Here is a 19,753-nt window from a genome sequence, read left to right on the forward strand (position 1 = left end):
CAGTGCGTTTGGCTTCTTTTTCTTTCTCCTCAATGACCGCCGATGCCTTAGTCTCCCAGCACTCCTCGGCAGCCGCCAAGATCGCCCTCTTCCGGTCTCTCTTCCGCGGCAGGGACGACGTCTATCCACGCCGTTTCGAAAGCCGCAGGACCGGCAAATCAGGTTACAGCCCCGCCTGCGCCAACGAGTGGGTCCGCGGGCTGTGCGCCAAGCCGGCGGTCCGGTGCTCGGACTGCCCGAACCGGCGATTCCTGGTGCTGACCGACGAAACCATACGCCAGCATCTTGCCGGCCAGGACGAAACCGGCAGCGATTTCGTCATCGGCGTCTATCCGATGCTGCTCGACGAGACCTGCTTCTTTCTCGCCGTGGACTTCGACAAGCAAAGCTGGCACGACGACGTCAAGGCCGTTCGCGAAACCTGCCGGCAAATGGGGCTGCCGGCGGCGGTCGAACGATCCCGATCGGGCAACGGCGGCCACCTCTGGCTGTTCTTCGCCGAGGCCCTGCCGGCCATCCTGGCGCGGAAACTGGGCGCGCACATGCTCACCGAAACGATGGACCGGCGGCCGGACATCGGGCTGGATTCCTACGACCGCTTCTTTCCGAACCAGAATACCTTGCCCAGGGGCGGTTTCGGCAACCTGATCGCCTTGCCGCTGCAAAAGCGCGCGCGGGAACGCGACGCCAGCGTGTTCATCGACGATGGTTTGCTCGCCTTCCCGGATCAGTGGGCGTTTCTCTCGGCGATGCAGAAGATCGGCCGCGCCGAAGTGGAGCGAATTGTCTGCGCCGCGGAGCTGCGAGGTCGCATCGTCGGCGTTCGCTTTCCCTTGCTGGGCGAGGACGAAGGAGCAGAGGAACCATGGGCTGTGCCACCTTCTCGCCGCCGGGTCGAATCTCCCATCGTCGGACCCCTTCCCCAGCGTCTGGAACTGATCGTCGCCAACGAGATTTACCTTGCCAGGGAGGCGCTGCCCGCGGCGCTGCGCAATCGCCTGCTACGATTGGCGGCGTTCCAGAATCCCGAGTTCTACCAGGCACAGGCAATGCGCTTGCCAACCTTCGGCAAGCCACGGATCATCTCCTGCGCCGAGGACCATCCGCTGCACATCGGTCTGCCGCGCGGCTGCCTGGACGAGATCCTGGGCCTGCTCACCGGCCTCGGCATCGAGTGCGTGCTGCGCGACGAGCGCCACACCGGCGCACCGCTGAACGTCTCGTTCCACGGCACCTTGCGCCCCGAACAGCAGGTCGCCATCGACGCGCTGGTCAAACACGATCAGGGCGTTCTCGCGGCGACCACCGCTTTCGGCAAGACCGTCGTCGCGGCGTGGCTGATCGCCAGGCGCGGCGTCAGCACGCTGGTCCTCGTGCACCGCCAGCAACTGATGGAGCAGTGGGTCGAAAGATTGTCGACCTTCCTGGAATTGCCGGCCAGCGCGATCGGCCGCATCGGCGGCGGCCGAAAAAAGCCCAACGGGACGCTGGACGTGGCGCTGATCCAGAGTCTCGTCCGCCGGGGCGTGGTCGATGACCGCGTCGGCGAGTACGGCCATCTCGTCGTGGACGAGTGCCATCACCTGCCAGCAGCGAGCTTCGCAGAACTCGCCCGGCGGGCGAAGGCCCGCTATGTCCTCGGCCTGTCGGCGACCGTGACCCGGAAAGACGGCCACCAGCCGATCATCTTCATGCAGTGCGGACCGGTTCGCCATCGCGTCAGTGCGCGCCAACAGGCCGCCGAGAGGCCTTTCACGCACAGCGTCTGGGTGCGCCCGACGGCGTTTCGGCAAACGGCTGCCGCCGACCCCGACCTGCGACTCCAGTTCCACGATCTTTATCAGGAGCTGATCGCCGACGAGAGCCGTAATCGCCGGATCGCCGACGATGTGATCGAGGCCGTGCGCCAGGGACGTTCGCCGGTCGTGCTGACCGAGCGAACCGACCATCTTGAAAAACTGGCGCAACGACTGTCGCCGTTGGCACGCCACCTTGTCGTTCTGCGCGGCGGCATGGGCCGGAGGCCACTGAAAGAGGCGCTCGCGCAACTGGCAAGCATCCCGGAGAGCGAAGAACGCGTCGTGCTGGCGACGGGCAGCTACCTCGGCGAGGGATTCGACGACGCCCGGCTGGACACCCTGTTCCTGACCCTGCCGGTTTCCTGGCGTGGGACCATTGCCCAGTATGCCGGCCGCCTGCATCGCCTGCATGACGGCAAGCGGGACGTGCGCATCTACGATTATGCCGACTTGAATGCGCCCATGCTGGCGCGCATGTTCGACCGGCGCTGCGCCGGCTACCAGGCGATGGGTTACACGATTCTGCTGCCGGCCAGCGCGCTGCCGGGCTGGCCGCCCGAAGTGCCGCTGCCGGTCGAACCGGAATGGAAGCGCGATTATGCCGCCAGCGTTCAGCGCCTGCTTCGTGACGGCGTCGACCTACCCTTGGGCCAGTTGTTCTTTCACGCCACGGGCGCTCCCGAGGCCGGGGCGCAAGGTGCGGATCGGGCGCGCAGCGCAAGCGAAGCCTTCCTCTACCGTCGGCTGGAAACGCTTCCCGCCACCGCCGGAAAGTTCCAGCTCAACGCCGAGTTGCCGATTCCGTTCGACGGGCGTGGTGGCATGGAGGTCGATCTACTCTCGGTGCACGCGAGGGTGGCGGTCGAACTGGACGGTGGGCAACACCTGACCGACCCCGCAGCCTATCGCCGCGACCGGCGCAAGGATGCGCTATTGCAGGAGAACGGCTATTTCGTATTGCGCTTTCTCGCCGAGGATGTCGGCAAGCATCTCGACGAGATCCTCGACACCCTCCTTCGCACGCTGGCCCATCGGCAACGGGAGATGCTCGGCGAAGCCGATCGTGCGGGAAAAGCGATAGTTCCGTAGGTTGAGGTGATGAAGGAACCCCAAGGCCATCGCACGGTGGAATGTTGGGGTTCGTTCCTCACCCCAACGATGCTGTTGGTCGAGATCGGCGACAACATGGACGCTTACGACGAGGCCACACTTGGACGCCACGCGACGGACGTAGAAAAACCGCCTTCGGCGGTGTCCGCCCTATCTCCGGGATGCCAATCCCGTATCGCTGATGTGCAGCGCCGGTCGGGAATTACCGGAAGCTCAGTCGGTTGTCAAGAAGCGATCAGAAGAACTGCTTGGCGAAGTTGGCCAGGGCGATGGCGATCAAGATGCCCAGCATCCAGGTAAGCTTGTCGAACTTGGCGTCCACCAAGGCAAACCTGTTCTCCATTCGCAATTCCAAGCGCTCGATGTCGTGCTTGGTCGCCAGCTCGGTATGTGACTTGACAATGGTCCGTACGACAGCATCGGCTTGCTCGGCGGGCATGCCGGCGGCCCGCAGTTCCTGGACAAGCTCTTGGGTGTCGAAGGTGATCGTGCTCATGGCCGAAAGTATGGTCCACCGCCGCGCAAAGGGTCAAGTCGTGCCCCGATTCCGGCGCGAAAAGCGGTTACCCGCTCCATGGATTTGTCATTTTCCAGGCGGAATATATTCCATTTGTCTGTGTGGTATGCGCTTGCAACTCATTGATTCATAATGCGCAGAACGGTGAATTTTATACCCCCTCAGGCGTCTGAATTGCGGTTTATGGCATTGCTTTTCAATGAGCAATCGGCGGCATATGGAGTTCTCGCAGCGACCACCGTTTTCGGCAAGACTGTCATCGCCGCGTGGCTGATCGCCAGGCGAGGCGTCAGCACGCTGGTCCTCGTGCACCGCCCGCAACTGATGGAGCAGTTCCGTTGGGGTGACGAAGGAACCCCAACGTCAATCCCGGCGCTGAAATGTTGGGGTTCGTTCCTCACCCCAACCTACGACGGTTGTAGCCGTTTGTTTTTCAGATTCAGCCGATGACCTGCGCGATGGTCTCTCGCAACGTGTGCAATTACGGCGGGCCGCTTCTTCGCGCCCGACTGGTCGGTGAACGGGAACGGCACCAACACCACATTTCCGAAGGAATGGGCCATCGTCACATCCTCCAACGTCGTGGATCGTAACAACTCACCAGCGGGTGTCGAGCCCCTGTTCGGCAAGTTCGGCGGCGCGCAGGACGGCGCGGGCCTTGTTCTCGGTTTCCTGCCATTCGGAAGACGGGTCAGAATCGGCGACGATGCCGGCGCCGGCCTGCACGTGCAGCAGCCCGTCCTTGACGATCGCCGTACGAATGGCAATGGCCAGATCCATGTCGCCATTGAAACCGAGGTAGCCAACGGCACCGGCGTAAATTCCGCGCTTGACGGGTTCGAGTTCGTCGATGATTTCCATCGCCCTGACCTTTGCCGCGCCGGAGACGGTGCCTGCCGGGAAAGTGGCCCTGAGCACGTCGAGCGCCGCCAACTCGGGACGCAGTCTGGCCTCGACGTTCGAGACGATGTGCATCACGTGCGAGTAGCGTTCGACGATCATGTTTTCGGTCAGCTTGATGCTGCCGACGCGGGCGACGCGGCCGGCGTCGTTGCGACCGAGGTCGAGGAGTTGCACATGTTCGGCGCGCTCCTTTTCGTCGGCCAGCAACTCGGCGGCGAGCGCCTGATCCTCTTCGAATGAAACGCCGCGCCGGCGGGTGCCGGCGATCGGCCGGACGGTCACGATGTCGCCTTCGAGACGGACGAGGATTTCCGGCGAAGCGCCGACGACGTGGAAGTCCTCGAAGTCGAAGTAGAACATGTACGGCGACGGATTGAGCGAGCGCAGCGATCGGTACAGGGCCATCGGGCTGGCGCCGAGCGGTTTGCTCATGCGCTGCGAGAGGACGACCTGCATGATGTCGCCCTCGGTGATGTAGCGCTTGGCCCTGATCACCGCCTGCTTGAATTGCGCCTCACCAAACATCGAGACCGCCGGCTGCGACGATTGCGGTATCTCGGGGGGGATGCGGACCGGCTCGCGCAAGCGGGAGAGCAGATCCTTGAGCCTCGCCTGTGCTTTCTGGTAGGCACCGGGAACCCCTGGCTCGGCGTAGACGACCAGTATCAGCTTGCCCGACAGGTTGTCTACGACGGCGATCTCCTCCGAAAGCAGCAGAACGATGTCGGGAATTCCCAGGTCGTCGGGTTTCTGTGAGCGCGTCAGCCGGGTTTCGATGTAGCGGACGGTGTCGTAGCCGAAGCAGCCGACCAGACCGCCGCAGAAGCGCGGCAGGCCGGTGGTCGGAGCGGCGCGAAAGCGCTTCATGTACTTGCCGATGAAGTCGAGCGGGTTGGTGTCGTCTTCACGTTCGGCAATGCGATTGCCGTTGAGCACCAGCACCTGATGCGCATTGACGACGATCCGCGTCGGGCTGGCCAGACCGATGATCGAGTAACGGCCAAAGCGCTCGCCGCCGTGTACCGATTCGAGCAGGTAGGTATACGGGCCGTTGGCCAGTTTGAGGTAGATCGATAGCGGCGTGTCTAGGTCGGCGAAGGTTTCCAGCGTCACCGGAATGCGGTTGTAGCCTTCGGCGGCCAGGCGATTGAAATAGGCTTCGCTCATCGAGTGCAGTCTGCTGTGGTGGGGCGCGTGGAGGCGTGAACCACGTGCCGAGCGGCTTCGGCGAGGGTCGGAACGACGCCGTCGCAGGCCAGTTCGCGAACGTCGCGCCCTTCGTTGTAGCCGTAGGGCACCAGAAAAACGTGGCAGCCGGCCGACCGCCCGGCATGGAAGTCGTGCACCGAATCGCCGATCATCAGGACGTCGGCAGGCGAGACGGCGAGGCGGCCGCTGGCCCACAGCAGCGGCATCGGGTCAGGCTTGGGACGCGGCAGCACGTCGCCACTGACGATGACGTCGAAAAAGGGCGTCAGACCAGTACGCTGCAGCAGCGGCAAGGTGAACACCTCGGCCTTGTTGGTAATCACGCCGAGTGGCAAGTCGAGACCCTTGAAGGCTTCCAGCCCTTCGAGGACGCCGGGAAAAAGGGCGGCATGGCGACCGTTCTCACGGGTGTAATGATGCCTGAAGCTGGCCAGCGCGTCCGCCGGCGGTGGCGTACCATCATCGGCCGCGGCCATCGCCCCGGCGAGCACGCGCTTGACCAGATTAGCGATACCGCGCCCGACATAGCTGCGAATCGCTTCCACGCTGACCTCGCTGCGACCGAGGTCACACAGCATGGCATTCGCCGCCGCATGCAGGTCGAGAACGGTGTCGAGCAGGGTGCCGTCCAGATCGATCAGGACGGCGCGCACGGCGAGCGACTGGGGAGTCACGCTGATCCCGGCAGACATCAGGCGGCCCCCCGCAGACGTCCGGCTGCCGCCAACTCGGCGCGCAGCGCAGCGATCACCGTGTCGTAGCGATGGGCGTCACTCTGGCTGCCGGCGCTGAAGACGGCTGATCCGGCGACAAAAGCGTCGGCACCGGCACTCGCGATTTCAGCGATGTTGGCGACCTTGACGCCGCCGTCGACCTCCAGCCGGATACGGCGCCCGCTTTCGCGCTCGTAGAAGTCGATTCTGGCCCTGGCCGCCTTCAGCTTGGCCAGGGTCGAGGGAATGAACTTCTGCCCGCCAAAGCCCGGGTTGACGCTCATCAGGAGGACGATGTCCAGCTTGTCCATGACGTGGTCCATGTAGTCGAGCGGCGTCGCCGGGTTGAAGACCAGCCCCGCCTGGCAACCGTTCTCACGGATCAGCGCGAGCGTGCGGTCAACGTGCTCCGAGGCTTCAGGGTGAAAGGTAATGATGTTGGCCCCTGCCCGGGCAAAGTCGGGAACGATGCGATCGACGGGCTTGACCATCAGATGCACGTCGATCGGCGCCTCGGTCAGTGGGCGGATGGCCTCGCAGACCAGCGGGCCGATGGTCAGATTGGGAACGTAATGGTTATCCATCACGTCGAAGTGAATCCAGTCCGCACCGGCGGCGATGACATTCACGACTTCGTCGCCGAGCCTGGCGAAATCGGCGGACAGGATGCTGGGAGCAATGACATGCATGGCAGGAACCACTGAAGAGGTGAGGGTTCATTCTACCGCGAAACGGCTTGCCGCCCTGGCGTGGCGCCTCGGTTTTTGAGCGGGCTTGCCGAGCGCATGCGGCGTCACCGGCGTCCCCGTGCCAACTCTTGCATGGCTCAGGCTTGCCAGTCTCTGCAGTTTAGTGTGCAATGCCGGTTCCGATAGTCCAGACATTGAGCAAACATGGCCGACAGCAAGAGGTACGAGATCGCAGTCACCGCAGATCCGCAATACATCGCCGACCAGTCGGACCCCGTGACTGACCACTACGTTTTCGCGTACACGATGACCATCGAGAACGTGGGTACCGTCGCGGCGCAGTTGATCTCGCGCCATTGGGTCATTACCGACGCCAGCGGCGAGGTGCAGGAGGTCCGTGGCCTGGGAGTCGTCGGCCGACAGCCGCTGCTGCAACCGGGCGAAAAGTTCAACTACACCAGCGGCTGCCAGCTTGACACGCCGGTCGGCACGATGCGCGGCAGTTACCAGATGACGGCCGTCGATGGCAAACAGTTCGACGCGGAAATCCCCGAGTTCGCCCTCGCCGTGCCGCACGTCCTGCATTGATGCCACGTTCCTAGCTGCGGTAATCGGCGTTGATCCTGACGTAATCGTAGGACAGGTCGCAGGTGTACACGGTCGCCTGAGCATCGCCTCGCCCGAGGCCGACGCGAACGCAGATCTCGGCTTCCTGCATGATGCTTGCGCCATCCTCCTCACGGTACGACGCTGCCCGGCCCCCGTTTTCGGCGACCAGGATCTCGCGGCCGGCGCTGGCCAGCCAGACGCTGACTCGATCAACATCGAGGTCGTCGACGTCGGCGTAGCCGATGGCGGCCAGGATGCGGCCGAGGTTGGGGTCCGATGCGAAGAAAGCGGTTTTCACCAGCGGCGAGTGCGCGATGGCGTAGCTGACGCGCCGGCATTCCTCGCGTTCGCGGCCGCCTTCGACGGTCAGGGTGATGAACTTGCTGGCCCCTTCGCCGTCGCGAACGATCGCCTGCGCCAGTTCCACGGCGACGGCGATCACTGCCTGGCGCAGCGTTTCGTAGCCGGCCGCGCTGGCGTCGCCCACTTCGACACCGGCCTGACCGGTAGCGATCAGGATGAAGGAATCGTTGGTCGAGGTATCGCCGTCGACGGTGATACCGTTGAACGATTCGTCAGCCGCCTCACGCAGCAATTGTTGCAGGATGGGCGTACTGACGCCGGCGTCGGTGGCGATGAAGGCGAGCATCGTCGCCATGTTCGGCCGGATCATTCCGGCACCCTTGCTGATGCCGGTAACGGTGACCATTGTGCCGGCGATCTCGACGCGCCGCGAGGCGGCTTTGGCAACCGTGTCGGTGGTCATGATCGCGTGCGCAGCGCTGTGCCAGTGGTCGGCGCCAAGGTCGGCGACGCAGGACGGCAGGCCGGCGATCAGCCGCTCGACCGGCAAGGGCTCGAGGATCACGCCGGTCGAGAACGGCAGCACCTGGCGGTCAGCGATGCCCAGCAAGCGCCCGACCGCGGCACAGGTCTCGGTCGCCGCCAGCCACCCTTGCTCACCCGTTCCGGCATTGGCGACTCCGGTGTTGATCACCAGCGCCCGCATGTCGCTGCCTGATTCCAGGTGACGCCGGCAGACCTGCACGGGTGCCGCGCAGAAACGATTGGCAGTGAATACGCCCGCGACGCGAGAACCCGGTGCCAGGGCCAGCAGCGTCAGGTCGTTCCGATCCAGCTTGCGGATCGCCGCCTGGGCAACACCGAGGCGAACGCCGGCAACTGGCAACAGCAATTCGGCGGCGGGAGTACGGTAGTTAACGGGCATCGCCGGCTACGACAGCTTGCCATGACACTGCTTGTATTTCTTGCCCGAGCCGCAGGGGCACGGTTCATTGCGGCCAACTTTCGGCCCCACGGGTATCGCTTGCCGGTCTTGCGTCGCCGTCGCCTCGTCATTCTGCAGCAGGGCATCGTCGTAGTCGGCGTGGTGGTAGCGAACATTCTGCACTTCGGCGTGCGGAGCGGTTTCCTCGACATCCTGAGCGCGCACCTGGACAGTCACCAGTAGACGCGTCACGTCGACGCGAACGCTGTCGAGCAGTCGCTCGAAAAGCTCGAAAGCTTCGCGCTTGTACTCCTGCTTCGGATTCTTCTGCGCGTAGCCGCGCAAGTGGATTCCCTGCCGCAGATGGTCGAGCGCCGCCAGGTGTTCGCGCCAGTGCGTGTCGAGGCTCTGCAGCATGACGTTGCGTTCGAACTGGTGGAAGTTCTCGGCGCCGACCAATTCAACCTTCGCGGTGTAGGAATCAGCGGCTGCATCGACAATCCGCCTGAGCATCTCCTGGTCGCCCAGATTCGGTTCGTTTTTCGACCAATCGACGATTGGCAGGTGCACCTGGAGGTCGGCGGCAAGCGTCTTTTCCAGCCCGGACAGGTCCCATTGTTCCTCGACGCTATCGGCCGGAACGTAGAGCCGGAACGTGTCACGCAACACGCCTTCGCGCATCGCGGTGATCGTTTCGGAGATATCGTCGCTCTCCAGCAGTTCGTTCCTTTGCGCGTAGATCACCTTGCGCTGGTCGTTGGCCACGTCGTCGTATTCGAGAAGCTGCTTGCGGATGTCGAAGTTGCGGGCTTCGACCTTGCGCTGCGCCGATTCAAGCGAGCGCGAGACCAGCGGATGCTCGATCGGTTCGCCCTCGGGCATCTTCAGGCGCTCCATGATCGACTTGAGACGATCACCGGCAAAGATACGCAGCAGCGAATCGTCGAGCGCGAGGTAGAAACGCGACGATCCCGGGTCACCCTGGCGACCCGAGCGGCCGCGTAGCTGATTGTCGATCCGGCGCGACTCATGGCGTTCCGAACCGATGATGTGCAGGCCACCGGAGGCAACGACCTGATCGTGCAGCTTCTGCCATTGCAGACGGACTTCGGCGATGCGCGCATCGATCTCGGCAGCGGTCAGCGTCTGGTCATCGCGGATTTGCGAGAGCTGCTTCTCGATGCTGCCGCCGAGAACGATGTCCGTACCGCGACCGGCCATGTTGGTGGCGATGGTGATCACTCCGGGGCTGCCGGCATCACGGACGATCTCCGCTTCGCGCGCGTGCTGCTTGGCGTTGAGCACCTGATGCGGTAGCTTTTCGTGGTCGAGCAGCGCCGAAAGCAGCTCGGAGTTCTCGATCGACGTCGTGCCGACCAGTACCGGCTGCCGACGCTCGCGGCAGGCGCGGATGTCGGCGACGATCGCTTCGTGCTTTTCCTTGGCGGTGCGGAAGACCTGGTCGTTGTTGTCTGTCCGCCGCATCGCCTGGTTGGTCGGGATGACCACCGTTTCCAGGCCATAAATCTGCTGGAATTCGTAGGCTTCGGTATCGGCCGTGCCAGTCATGCCGGACAGTTTGCCGTACATGCGGAAGTAGTTCTGGAAGGTGATCGAGGCCAGCGTCTGGTTCTCGTTCTGAATTCTGACCCCTTCCTTGGCTTCGACGGCCTGATGCAGACCGTCGGACCAGCGACGCCCGGACATCAGGCGACCGGTGAACTCGTCGACGATGATCACTTCGCCCTTCTGCACGACGTACTGCTGGTCCTTCAGGAAGAGGTTGTGGGCGCGCAAGGCGGCGTAAAGGTGATGGATCATCAGGATGTTGCTGGCGTCGTACAGACTGCCGCCGTCGGGAAGTAGACCCGCGCTCGCCAGATGTTCTTCGGCATGCTCGTGACCTTCTTCGGTCATCAGAATCTGATGGCCCTTCTCGTCCACCCAGTAGTCGCCCGGACCGTTCTCTTCCGCGCAGCGCTTGAGCAGCGGAGCGACGTCGTTCATGCGCACGTAGAGCTCAGTGTGGTCCTCGGCCTGACCCGAGATGATCAGCGGCGTGCGGGCTTCGTCGATCAGGATCGAGTCGACCTCGTCGACGATCGCGAAGCTCAGCTTGCGCTGTACCCGCTCGCTGCCCGAGTAGACCATGTTGTCGCGCAGATAATCGAAGCCGAACTCGTTGTTGGTACCGTAAGTGATGTCGGCGGCGTACGCTGCCTGCTTCTCGTCGTGCGCCATCTGCGACAGGTTAACGCCGACCGAGAGGCCAAGAAAGCGGTGCAGGCGTCCCATCCATTCAGCGTCGCGGTTGGCCAGATAATCGTTGACGGTGACCACATGGACGCCATTGCCGGACAAGGCGTTGAGGTAGGAAGCCAGCGTGGCGACCAGCGTCTTGCCTTCGCCGGTACGCATTTCGGCGATCTTCCCGTCGTGCAGGACCATGCCGCCGATCAACTGAACGTCGAAATGACGCATGCCGAGGCTGCGCTTGCTCGCCTCGCGAACGACGGCGAAGGCCTCCGGTAGCAAAGCATCGAGCGTCTCGCCATTGGCTACCCGCGCCTTGAACTCGGCCGTTTTGTCGCGCAGACCCTCGTCGGACAAAGCGCTGGTCGCCGCTTCCAGAGCGTTCACCTTGCGTACAACCTGCAGGTACTGCTTGATCAGCCGGTCGTTGCGGCTGCCGAAAATCTTTTTGAGTAGGCCGGAAATCATTCTGGGAACGGTAGAGGAAGTGGCAAAGTGAGCACATTGCGAAGTTGATGGTGCGACTCGAACGAACAAGCCGAGTCGAATCCTTTCCGCCGTGACCCGGTAGACTGAGATGGCGCTCCGGAGCGGAACGCCGAGGCGGTAAAATGCCAGGATCGACACTACCATGCGACGCGCGGCATGGATACTACCTTCAAGACTCGATTGACGCAATTCTGGCGTTACCGTGAGAGCCGCGCAAGCGCTTGTCAGTGAGGAAGCATCGGTGTTCTAATTCCCGCATTGCCACAGACAGGAGGAATCATAAAATGCCGGACAATCGCTACAAGCCGCTGCCGTGGACCAGGCTCAAGAGAGGCGTTCCGTGTTACCTCCCGACAGGCGCAGCGCACTCTCCCGTTGACGCGAATTCACCGGCGCTGGAGGTGATGACGGATTATCGTCGCCTGATGCCGGTCACCATTTCGCGCCATGCCTCGCTAGACGACGCTAACCGGGCGATGACGCTGTGCAAGGTGCAATACCTGCTGGTGACCGATGAGCAGCGGCACTTGTTGGGCATCATCACCGAGGCCGGCACACGCGGCAACCAGCCACTGGCCACGGCCCACAGAATGGGTATCCGCCCCGGCGAACTGGTGGTCGGTCATGTCATGATCGACAAGCACGATGATGCTGACGTAATGCACCTCAGAGACGTCATGGCGGCCAAGGTCGGCAACGTCGTGGCCACGCTAAAGGAGTTGGGGACGCCGTTTTGCCTGGTCGTCGACCACGATCAGGAAGACCACCACGTGCTGTGCGGGGTATTCTCACTGGCGCGGATCCAGCGGCAGATGGGCCTTGAGCCGCAAAACGAGGAAATCGCGCAGACCTTCTCGCAGGTGGTCAGCACGCTGGGGCACTGACTGCCGCCGGCTCGCCCTCCGTTCACTCGGCGGCCCGCAGCGGGTCGAACAGGAAATAGCGGTTACACCCTTCCCGCTTGGCCAGGTACATTGCCTGGTCGGCATGGCGCAGCAACACTTCGGGGTCGGCACCGTCATCGGGGAAAACCGTAATCCCGGCACTGCCCGAAACGCCGACCAGTTCGCCATCGAGTTCATAGCTCCGCCTGGCGGCGTCGAGCACGCGCTCGACGACCTCAAGCCCTTGTTCGATGTCGATGAGGTCGTTCAACAGGATGACGAATTCGTCACCCCCCAGGCGTGCGATGGTGTCGGATTCGCGCAGGATAGCCACCGCGCGCTGGGCAAACTCGACCAGCAGCCGGTCACCACAGGCGTGCCCAAAGCGGTCGTTGACCGCCTTGAAACCATCCAGATCGAGCAGACAGATGGCCAACCGGGTCTCCTTGCGCCTGGCTGCGGCGATCGACATGTGCAGTCGGTCGTTGAGCAGCGCCCGGTTGGGCAAATCGGTCAGCAGATCGAAGTGTGCCAGTTTCTCCAGGCGCTTCTCGTGCTCCTTGTGCAGGGTGATGTCGGAAAAAATGCCGAGGTAATGGCCCGTGCGGTCATCCTCGCCAGGCACCGCTGAAAAGGTCAGCAGCTCGGCGTACAGTTCGCCATTCTTCTTGCGGTTCCAGATGTCGCCCTGCCAGTCCCCGTTCTGTTTGACCGTCGCCCACATGGCGTCGTAGCACTCCTGGCTCTGGTGCCCGGCCATGAGGATCGCCGGCGTCTGGCCGAGTGCATCCGCGCGGCTGTACCCGGTGATGGTAGTGAAGGCGGCGTTCACATCGACGATGATCCCCTCCGCATCGGTGATCAGGATTCCCTCGCGGGCGTGCGAGAAGACGCTGGCGGTCAGGCTGAGCTGTTCCGCCGCGTCGTGGCGTTCGCTGACGTCGAAGCACGCGCCCAGGTAGCCGGCGAACTGGCCATCAAGGTCGAAAAATGGTCGGCCGACGTCAAGAATCCAGCGGTATTGGCCATCGCGGCGCTGCAGTCGGTACTCCATGGAAAAGGCTCGCCGCGCCTCGAAGTCCCGCAGATAGTCGCTGACACAGCGCTCGCGATCGTCAGGGTGCACACCTTCCACCCAGCCTTCGCCGACTTCCTGAGCCAGGCTGCGGCCCCTGAACTCGAGCCAGGTGGCGTTGAAATAGTCACAGCGTGCATCGAGGCCGGAGCGCCAGATCATGGCCGGGAAATGCTCCAGCACCGTCAGGTAGAAATCGTTCGACTGGCGCAACTTTTCCTGGCTCTCCGTGAGATCGGCCGTGCGCTCGGCTACGCGCTTTTCGAGACCATCGCGGGCGGCCAGCAATTCCTGATCGGCGGCCTCCCAGCGGCGGGTCACGCGGATCGCAATGATCAATCCGATGCTCCCGGTCAGGAGCAGGATGACGGCGACCAGCGCGGTGATCTGCCGGGTGGCCGTTGCATATTCGGCCATCACTTCATCGAGCCGGCGCGACAGGATCAGCGTCCATCCCGAATCGAGCCGGTGGGCAAAACCAAGCCACTCGCTGCCCGACGCCTCGGACCAGACGGCAAACTCGGTGCGTTGTCCGCTGATCCGCATTTTCTCCAGCAGCGGGTGCGCCACTTTCCTACGTTCCACGGCGTCGCCGGCCGCTTCGCCGAGACTGTGGCCGATGAGCAAGCCCTGCCCATCGACCAGCATGGCATGGTCGAAGGGGGCAATCTGCGCCTGGCCGACCATCTTCGAGAGATGGCCGAGCGGTACGACACCCGCCAGGTGGGCGAAGAGTTCCCCCTCGCGATTGATCAGCGGGATGTCGATGACCACCGCAGGAATCCCATCGGCCCCGATGATGCTGTCGGAGACCGTCCTGCTGCGGGTCCGTGTCGCTTCCCGAAAGTAGGCACGATCGGCGAGGTTGTACTTGCGCAGCGACCGCTGCACCTTGTAGGGGTGGGCGAGATAGTGGTCGCCATTCGGCAGCAGGACGGCGGCGACAGCAATGTGATGGTTCGCGCCTGCCAGCAACGCATCGAGCACACGGCGCTTGCCCACGTCGACGTCGCCGGGAATGCCGTTGATGGCGGGGCGAACGCGATCGACCGCCGACAGCGACGAGAATTCGGGCAGCCGTGCGGTAAACGCGAGCAGTTCGTCGTCGTTGGCAAGCTCCTGTTCGATCACTCGCGCGATGCTTTCAACCAGTGCACGGTGGTCGGACGACCAGCGCTCGATGGCCAGTTGCTCGTGCCAGCGGCCAACCAGCAGCCAGACCGCCGCCACGGCGACCAGTGCGGGCATCGCGAAGGCGAACATGATTTTCTGCTTGCGGGTCATCAGTACACCGGCTCTCCCAAGTGGCACGCTCATGGCATGGCTATGATTAAAGCACAGAAATGGGTAAGCTAAGCCGCGCTGGTGGCGCTTCGACCTGGGCGGGTGGTTCTGGGTCGATCCGGAAAGCCAACCTAGATCAAGGAATGGCCATGCACACCAGCGTAAATTCGACGGACTTAGCGACTTGTTAACTGCGTGACCAAAACGAGGAGGGATCTGGAAGATGAAGAAGTACCGCGGATGGGGTAAGGCCGGCTGGTTGATGGCGGTGACGCTGCCCTTGGCATTGACCAACGTTTTCGCAGAGGACGCTGCCAAGCCAGGAATGGGCAAGGTTGAGCAGAGTTATCAGGCGGGCGACTCGTCGCCTGTCGGGCAGGCGGACATGCATCAGAACATGAACCCGAAAGCGCCTCCGATGACCAAGGAGGAGTTTGAAAAGGCCAAGAATATCTACTTCCAGCGCTGCGCCGGGTGTCACGGCGTGTTGCGCAAGGGGGCGACCGGCAAGCCGCTGACCACCGACAAGACGCTGGCCAGTGGTACCGAGTATCTGAAGGTTTTCATCACCTACGGCTCAGCCGGCGGCATGCCGAACTGGGGGACTTCCGGGGATCTGACCGAAGCCGAAGTCGACATGATGGCGCGCTACGTCCAGCAGGAACCGCCGGTGCCGCCGGAATGGGGCATGAAGGAGATGATGGCGTCGCTGAAGATCAACGTGCCGCCCGAGCAGCGCCCGACCAAGAAGATGAACGACCTCGATCTGGACAACCTCTTCTCGGTGACGCTGCGCGATGCCGGCAAGATCGCCCTGATCGACGGCAAGACGAAGAAGATCGTCAAGATTCTGCCGACCGGCTACGCCGTACACATTTCGCGGATGTCACAGTCGGGGCGCTACCTGTACGTGATCGGTCGCGATGCGCGCATCAACCTGATCGATCTGTGGATGCCTGAGCCGACCAACGTCGCCGAGATCAAGGTCGGTCTCGAAGCGCGTTCGGTCGAAACGTCAAAGTACAAGGGTTACGAGGACAAGTACGCGATCGCCGGCACCTATTGGCCGCCGCAGTTCGTGATCATGGACGGTGACACGCTGAAGCCACTGAAGATCGAATCGACGCGCGGTTCAACGGTCGATACGCAGGAATACCATCCGGAACCACGCGTGGCGTCGATCGTCGCTTCGCACTACAACCCCGAGTTCATCGTCAATGCCAAGGAAACCGGCAAGATCATGGCCGTTAACTACTCGGACCTCAACAACCTGAAGATGACGATCATCGATGCCGCGCGTTTCCTTCATGACGGGGGCTTTGACTCAACGGGCCGCTATTTCATGGTTGCCGCCAACGCCTCGAACAAGATCGCCGTGGTCGATACCAAGGAAGACAAACTGGCGGCCTTGATCGACGTCGGCAAGATCCCGCATCCTGGACGCGGCGCCAATTTCGTCCATCCAAAGTTTGGTCCGGTATGGGCGACCAGCGACCTCGGCGACGAGGGAATCAGCGTCATCGGCACCGACCCGGTCAAGCACAAGGCGCAGGCATGGAAAGTCGTGCAAACGCTCAAGGGCCAGGGGAGCGGCTCGTTGTTCATCAAGACGCATCCGAAATCGACCAATCTTTGGGTCGATACACCGCTCAATCCCGAAGCAAAGATCAGTCAGTCGGTTGCCGTCTTCGACATCAAGAACCTCGACAAGGGTTACGAGGTACTGCCGATCGGCGATTGGGCCGACCTCGGTGACGATGGCGCCAGGCGCATCGTCCAGCCCGAGTACAACCGGGCCGGAGACGAGGTCTGGTTCTCGGTGTGGAGCGCCAAGGACAAGAAGTCTGCGCTGGTCGTCGTAGACGACAAGACTCGCAAGCTGAAAGCGGTGATCAAGGACCCGGAGCTGATCACACCAACCGGCAAGTTCAACGTCTATAACACCCAGCACGACGTGTATTGAGCCAGAGGAAAAGTCGCGCGAACCACTCGCGCGACTTTGACTTTGATGGCAATAAAAAAACGGAGGCTTAGCCTCCGTTTTTTTATTGCCTGGCAGACCGGCTGACCCCGGCCGCCGCCATCCGGCATGCGGCAAAATCCCCATGTCTTGTTACTGCGTCTTGGTGCCTGGCGGCCGATGCCGTGCCAACCAATCGACCAGCAAACCGATGCCTGGCGACGATAAACAGGCAAGCATGAAAATAACGGTAAAACCGGCTCCCAATACCGGGATGCTCGTGCCCACTTTGCTTCTCCTTCTGCTCGTGAATGGCCTCGTAACGGTCAAGACCAGTTTTTCGTTTCGGTGCAGATCGGTGATCTTCCGTACCCGACTTTGATCTGACTATATTTCGTCGACAGACCGGCAGCAAACGATAAAAACTCATGCTACGGCTGAGGATTTTTCAGCCATGCGACCTGCCCCGGCTCGACTACGTCGCCGTGCTTGCCTGTAATCGGGCTTGCCTGTGGCCGAAAAAAATCAAACCGCGTTGCTCTGCTGACCGCCGCCCGAGCAACGCGAACCAACTTGCCAAAGGCATGAAACGGAAGGGCTGGCCCAGCCCTTGATCGGCTATGTGCGTCAGCAAACAGACGGTGCGCAGGCGCTTCTCGATAATTCGAGCCATCCGAGCCAACTTAGGTGCACTCATTGCACCGTGATCTTGCGCCATGCCTGAGCGAGGCGCGCTCTTGGCGGAGAAAAAAGTGTATGTCCGGCAGTGCTTGCCAGGGCATCCCTCCCAAGCTCATCCCATGAAAGAACGATGATGAACAAACTCAACATAAAAGCGATCGCCCTGGCGGTCAGTCTCGGTTTCAGTGCCGGCGCAATGGCACAAACGATGTCGAAGACCGATTACACGGCCAGCCAGAACAAGATTTCCTCCGACTACAAGGCGGCCAAGGCCGCCTGTGCTTCCTTGTCCGCCAACGCCAAGGATATCTGCGTAGCCGAGGCCAAGGGCGGCCAGAAGGTCGCGAACGCCGAACTCGAAGCCAGCTACAAGCCCACCACGAAAACCCGTTATCAGGCGCGCGTCGCCAAGGCGGAAGCCGACTATGGCGTGGCGAACGAGAAATGCGACGACCTGGCCGGCAACGCGAAGGATGTTTGCGTGAAGGAAGCCAAGGCAGCGCAAACGACCGCCAAAGCAGACGCCAAGGCGCAGATGAAGACCACGGCTGCGAACAGCACGGCCAGCGAGAAAACCACCGATGCGCGCAGCAAGGCGAATACTCAGGCAGCCGACGCCCGCAAGGACGCTACGGCAGACAAGGTTGACGCTCAGTACGCGGTGGCGAAAGAAAAGTGCGACCCCAAGGCGGGCGCTGCCAAGGATGATTGCTTGGCGCAGGCAAAGGCGCACGCTGGCAAATAGTCAGTCGCCAGTCGAGCAGGCACGGAACACCGACAGCACCCTTCCTGAACCGAGGTCAAGCCTTCTGTTTTCGTGCCGAGCGATCTTCATCATTCAATCAAGTAGTCGTCAAGAGGAATTCTCATGAAATATTCGATCCTGTTTTCTGCGGTAGTACTGGCCCTGGGTGTGAGCGCGTGCGAGAAAGCGACTGTCGTGACACCCGCAGTGGTTACTGTTCCCGGACCTGCTGGCCCGACGGGCGCCACGGGATCAACCGGCTCGGTTGGCTCGACTGGTTCGACCGGCGCCACGGGTAGCACAGGTGGTACCGGCGCTACCGGTGATCGCGGCAAGACCGGCGGTGACACCGTCGTCGTCGTACCCGCTGCCGCGCCCGCACGCTGATCTCCTGGTCGCACGGGAGCTCTGGCCTGCACAGAGCGGCGGTACAATCGTCGCATTGGCTGCCAGGGATGAGGTGCCGACGTCGGTTGCCGGGAAAGCGACATCGCCGGTAACGCGATTCCCGGCCCGGCTTGAACGCGCCGGTTTCTTTGTCTCGACTTGCGGACGCAGTTTAGAATCACCTGGCTCGCGCCATTGAGCAAGTCTTCAAGCAGTCGCTCGCGAGATCGAAGCGGCGCGCGAGGCGCGTCGAGCCCGACAAGCGGGCATGGCGTCAGGCGCGGATCGTTCTTGACACCGACGTATGTTTGTCCGCGCTCCTGTGGAGCGGCACGCCGTATCGGCTCCTGAACGCAATCCGTCAGCGCAGCGATGTGCAACTCACAAGCGGCTGACAGGACCTGCTGATCGGGCGGCCACGCCGGCAGAAGGAACAGGGACTCCGCTGCGATCACGGCAATTTCCACATCTGCTGAGGATCTGCCTCAAGTCGGTTTCATCCGCGGCCAATCCTCCACCACCGCCCACATCAGGCATCGTCTGCCGTTCGACGCGGCTTCGAGCGCCCGCCAGCCCGCCAGAACGACCAACCGGGCCACTTTCCAAAAACATATTTTCTATGCGGCCCGGTCAGCCTCCCCCGGGCTCGTCCAACAAACGGTTCAGATCGTGGCTTCGCTTTTGCGCTGATCACTTCGTGAAGAAGAAGCGGATGGCAATTGACAGCCATTCGGCGAAAGTATAAAAATATTAGTTGCTAACTATTAGTTGGAGGTCAGCCATGCCAACCAGTGTCGCGCTCGGTTCCCACTTCGAGGAGTTCGTTAAATCGCAACTCTCGTCGGGGCGGTACAACAACGCCAGCGAGGTTGTCCGCGAAGGGCTGCGGATGCTCGAGGACCAGGAAAAGCTGCGAGCCCTCAAGCTTGAGGCGCTGCGGGCCGAAGTGCAGAGAGGCATCGAAGGCGGGCCGGGCATTCCTGCCGGGCAGGTGTTTCAGAACCTGCGGCGGCGGATCGACGAAATTGCGACAGGGGAGGCGGAGTGAGGCGTCTGGAGTTCTCGCCCGAAAGCCAGACCGACCTGATGGAAATCGCCACTTTCATTGCACGGGACAATCCGGCCCGTGCAAGGTCGTTCGCGGATGAGCTTGAAGCCATACCCTTACACATAACTTATTTAGCATATATTTTTTGCATATGTTCGACGCCCCTGACG

General features: G+C 62.2%; 15 protein-coding genes. 8 read left to right on the forward strand and 7 right to left on the reverse strand.

Annotated elements, in window-relative coordinates:
* The first annotated feature begins 32 nt into the window (after positions 1-32).
* Complete coding sequence (locus tag ACCAA_RS11270; RefSeq protein ID WP_186407337.1) at positions 33-2,888, forward strand: TOTE conflict system archaeo-eukaryotic primase domain-containing protein; 2,856 nt, start codon at positions 33-35, stop codon at positions 2,886-2,888.
* A 256-nt stretch (positions 2,889-3,144) separates the two neighbouring features.
* Here the strand turns inward: ACCAA_RS11270 and ACCAA_RS11275 are convergent, their stop codons facing one another.
* The gene (locus tag ACCAA_RS11275) at positions 3,145-3,405 is read right to left on the reverse strand and encodes a CCDC90 family protein (RefSeq protein ID WP_186407338.1); all 261 of its coding nucleotides are present in this window, start codon (positions 3,403-3,405) and stop codon (positions 3,145-3,147) included.
* A gap of 153 nt (positions 3,406-3,558) precedes the next feature.
* Between ACCAA_RS11275 and ACCAA_RS11280 the strand changes: the two genes are divergently transcribed.
* The gene (locus tag ACCAA_RS11280) at positions 3,559-3,876 is read left to right on the forward strand and encodes a hypothetical protein (RefSeq protein WP_186407339.1); all 318 of its coding nucleotides are present in this window, start codon (positions 3,559-3,561) and stop codon (positions 3,874-3,876) included.
* Between the two features lie 147 nt (positions 3,877-4,023).
* Here ACCAA_RS11280 and trpE read toward each other — a convergent pair whose 3' ends face one another.
* From trpE to rpe, 3 genes are read right to left on the reverse strand one after another with little or no spacing between them, the layout of a single operon-like run.
* Complete coding sequence (gene trpE, locus ACCAA_RS11285; RefSeq protein WP_186407340.1) at positions 4,024-5,496, reverse strand: anthranilate synthase component I; 1,473 nt, start codon at positions 5,494-5,496, stop codon at positions 4,024-4,026.
* A complete protein-coding gene (locus ACCAA_RS11290; protein WP_186407341.1) occupies positions 5,493-6,230 on the reverse strand; it encodes a phosphoglycolate phosphatase in 738 nt (245 codons plus the stop codon). The genes trpE and ACCAA_RS11290 overlap by 4 nt, the downstream gene beginning before the upstream one ends.
* Complete coding sequence (gene rpe / locus ACCAA_RS11295) at positions 6,230-6,940, reverse strand: ribulose-phosphate 3-epimerase (RefSeq protein ID WP_186407342.1); 711 nt, start codon at positions 6,938-6,940, stop codon at positions 6,230-6,232. The genes ACCAA_RS11290 and rpe overlap by 1 nt, the downstream gene beginning before the upstream one ends.
* A gap of 204 nt (positions 6,941-7,144) precedes the next feature.
* On the opposite strand from rpe, the gene apaG reads away from it, so the two are divergent.
* On the forward strand, positions 7,145-7,528 hold the full coding sequence (gene apaG, locus ACCAA_RS11300; RefSeq protein WP_186407343.1) for a Co2+/Mg2+ efflux protein ApaG: 384 nt from the start codon (positions 7,145-7,147) through the stop codon (positions 7,526-7,528).
* 10 nt (positions 7,529-7,538) lie between these two features.
* Here the strand turns inward: apaG and argJ are convergent, their stop codons facing one another.
* On the reverse strand, positions 7,539-8,777 hold the full coding sequence (gene argJ / locus ACCAA_RS11305; protein WP_186407344.1) for a bifunctional glutamate N-acetyltransferase/amino-acid acetyltransferase ArgJ: 1,239 nt from the start codon (positions 8,775-8,777) through the stop codon (positions 7,539-7,541).
* Positions 8,778-8,783: 6 nt separating this feature from the next.
* Positions 8,784-11,498, reverse strand: coding sequence for a preprotein translocase subunit SecA (gene secA, locus ACCAA_RS11310; protein WP_186407345.1), 2,715 nt, complete (start codon positions 11,496-11,498; stop codon positions 8,784-8,786).
* Positions 11,499-11,803: 305 nt separating this feature from the next.
* Between secA and ACCAA_RS11315 the strand changes: the two genes are divergently transcribed.
* Positions 11,804-12,403 (forward strand): CBS domain-containing protein, encoded by a 600-nt coding sequence (locus tag ACCAA_RS11315; RefSeq protein ID WP_186407346.1) that lies wholly within the window; start codon positions 11,804-11,806, stop codon positions 12,401-12,403.
* A gap of 22 nt (positions 12,404-12,425) precedes the next feature.
* On the opposite strand, the gene ACCAA_RS11320 is transcribed toward ACCAA_RS11315, so the two are convergent.
* Positions 12,426-14,762, reverse strand: a complete 2,337-nt coding sequence (locus ACCAA_RS11320; RefSeq protein WP_186407347.1) for a diguanylate cyclase domain-containing protein — start codon at positions 14,760-14,762, stop codon at positions 12,426-12,428.
* Between the two features lie 223 nt (positions 14,763-14,985).
* On the opposite strand from ACCAA_RS11320, the gene ACCAA_RS11325 reads away from it, so the two are divergent.
* The 4 genes from ACCAA_RS11325 to ACCAA_RS11340 all read left to right on the forward strand — a co-directional run bounded on the left by ACCAA_RS11325 (position 14,986) and on the right by ACCAA_RS11340 (position 19,583).
* Positions 14,986-16,725, forward strand: coding sequence for a nitrite reductase (locus ACCAA_RS11325; protein WP_186407348.1), 1,740 nt, complete (start codon positions 14,986-14,988; stop codon positions 16,723-16,725).
* Positions 16,726-17,533: 808 nt separating this feature from the next.
* On the forward strand, positions 17,534-18,148 hold the full coding sequence (locus tag ACCAA_RS11330) for a hypothetical protein (protein ID WP_342674053.1): 615 nt from the start codon (positions 17,534-17,536) through the stop codon (positions 18,146-18,148).
* 123 nt (positions 18,149-18,271) lie between these two features.
* Positions 18,272-18,535, forward strand: coding sequence for a hypothetical protein (locus ACCAA_RS11335; protein ID WP_186407349.1), 264 nt, complete (start codon positions 18,272-18,274; stop codon positions 18,533-18,535).
* A 781-nt stretch (positions 18,536-19,316) separates the two neighbouring features.
* Entirely contained in the window at positions 19,317-19,583 is a 267-nt protein-coding gene (locus tag ACCAA_RS11340) for a type II toxin-antitoxin system ParD family antitoxin (RefSeq protein WP_186407350.1), read from the forward strand.
* Positions 19,584-19,753 lie beyond the last annotated feature (170 nt).

This window comes from Candidatus Accumulibacter aalborgensis, from assembly GCF_900089955.1.
GTDB lineage: Bacteria > Pseudomonadota > Gammaproteobacteria > Burkholderiales > Rhodocyclaceae > Accumulibacter > Accumulibacter aalborgensis.

Coding starts and splice junctions, on each gene's coding strand:
- ACCAA_RS11270 (WP_186407337.1), top strand. CDS start 33: ATGACCGCCGATGCCTTAGTCTCCCAGCACTCCTCGGCAGCCGCCAAG.
- ACCAA_RS11275 (WP_186407338.1), bottom strand. CDS start 3,405: ATGAGCACGATCACCTTCGACACCCAAGAGCTTGTCCAGGAACTGCGG.
- ACCAA_RS11280 (WP_186407339.1), top strand. CDS start 3,559: ATGCGCAGAACGGTGAATTTTATACCCCCTCAGGCGTCTGAATTGCGG.
- trpE (WP_186407340.1), bottom strand. CDS start 5,496: ATGAGCGAAGCCTATTTCAATCGCCTGGCCGCCGAAGGCTACAACCGC.
- ACCAA_RS11290 (WP_186407341.1), bottom strand. CDS start 6,230: ATGTCTGCCGGGATCAGCGTGACTCCCCAGTCGCTCGCCGTGCGCGCC.
- rpe (WP_186407342.1), bottom strand. CDS start 6,940: ATGCATGTCATTGCTCCCAGCATCCTGTCCGCCGATTTCGCCAGGCTC.
- apaG (WP_186407343.1), top strand. CDS start 7,145: ATGGCCGACAGCAAGAGGTACGAGATCGCAGTCACCGCAGATCCGCAA.
- argJ (WP_186407344.1), bottom strand. CDS start 8,777: ATGCCCGTTAACTACCGTACTCCCGCCGCCGAATTGCTGTTGCCAGTT.
- secA (WP_186407345.1), bottom strand. CDS start 11,498: ATGATTTCCGGCCTACTCAAAAAGATTTTCGGCAGCCGCAACGACCGG.
- ACCAA_RS11315 (WP_186407346.1), top strand. CDS start 11,804: ATGCCGGACAATCGCTACAAGCCGCTGCCGTGGACCAGGCTCAAGAGA.
- ACCAA_RS11320 (WP_186407347.1), bottom strand. CDS start 14,762: ATGACCCGCAAGCAGAAAATCATGTTCGCCTTCGCGATGCCCGCACTG.
- ACCAA_RS11325 (WP_186407348.1), top strand. CDS start 14,986: ATGAAGAAGTACCGCGGATGGGGTAAGGCCGGCTGGTTGATGGCGGTG.
- ACCAA_RS11330 (WP_342674053.1), top strand. CDS start 17,534: ATGATGAACAAACTCAACATAAAAGCGATCGCCCTGGCGGTCAGTCTC.
- ACCAA_RS11335 (WP_186407349.1), top strand. CDS start 18,272: ATGAAATATTCGATCCTGTTTTCTGCGGTAGTACTGGCCCTGGGTGTG.
- ACCAA_RS11340 (WP_186407350.1), top strand. CDS start 19,317: ATGCCAACCAGTGTCGCGCTCGGTTCCCACTTCGAGGAGTTCGTTAAA.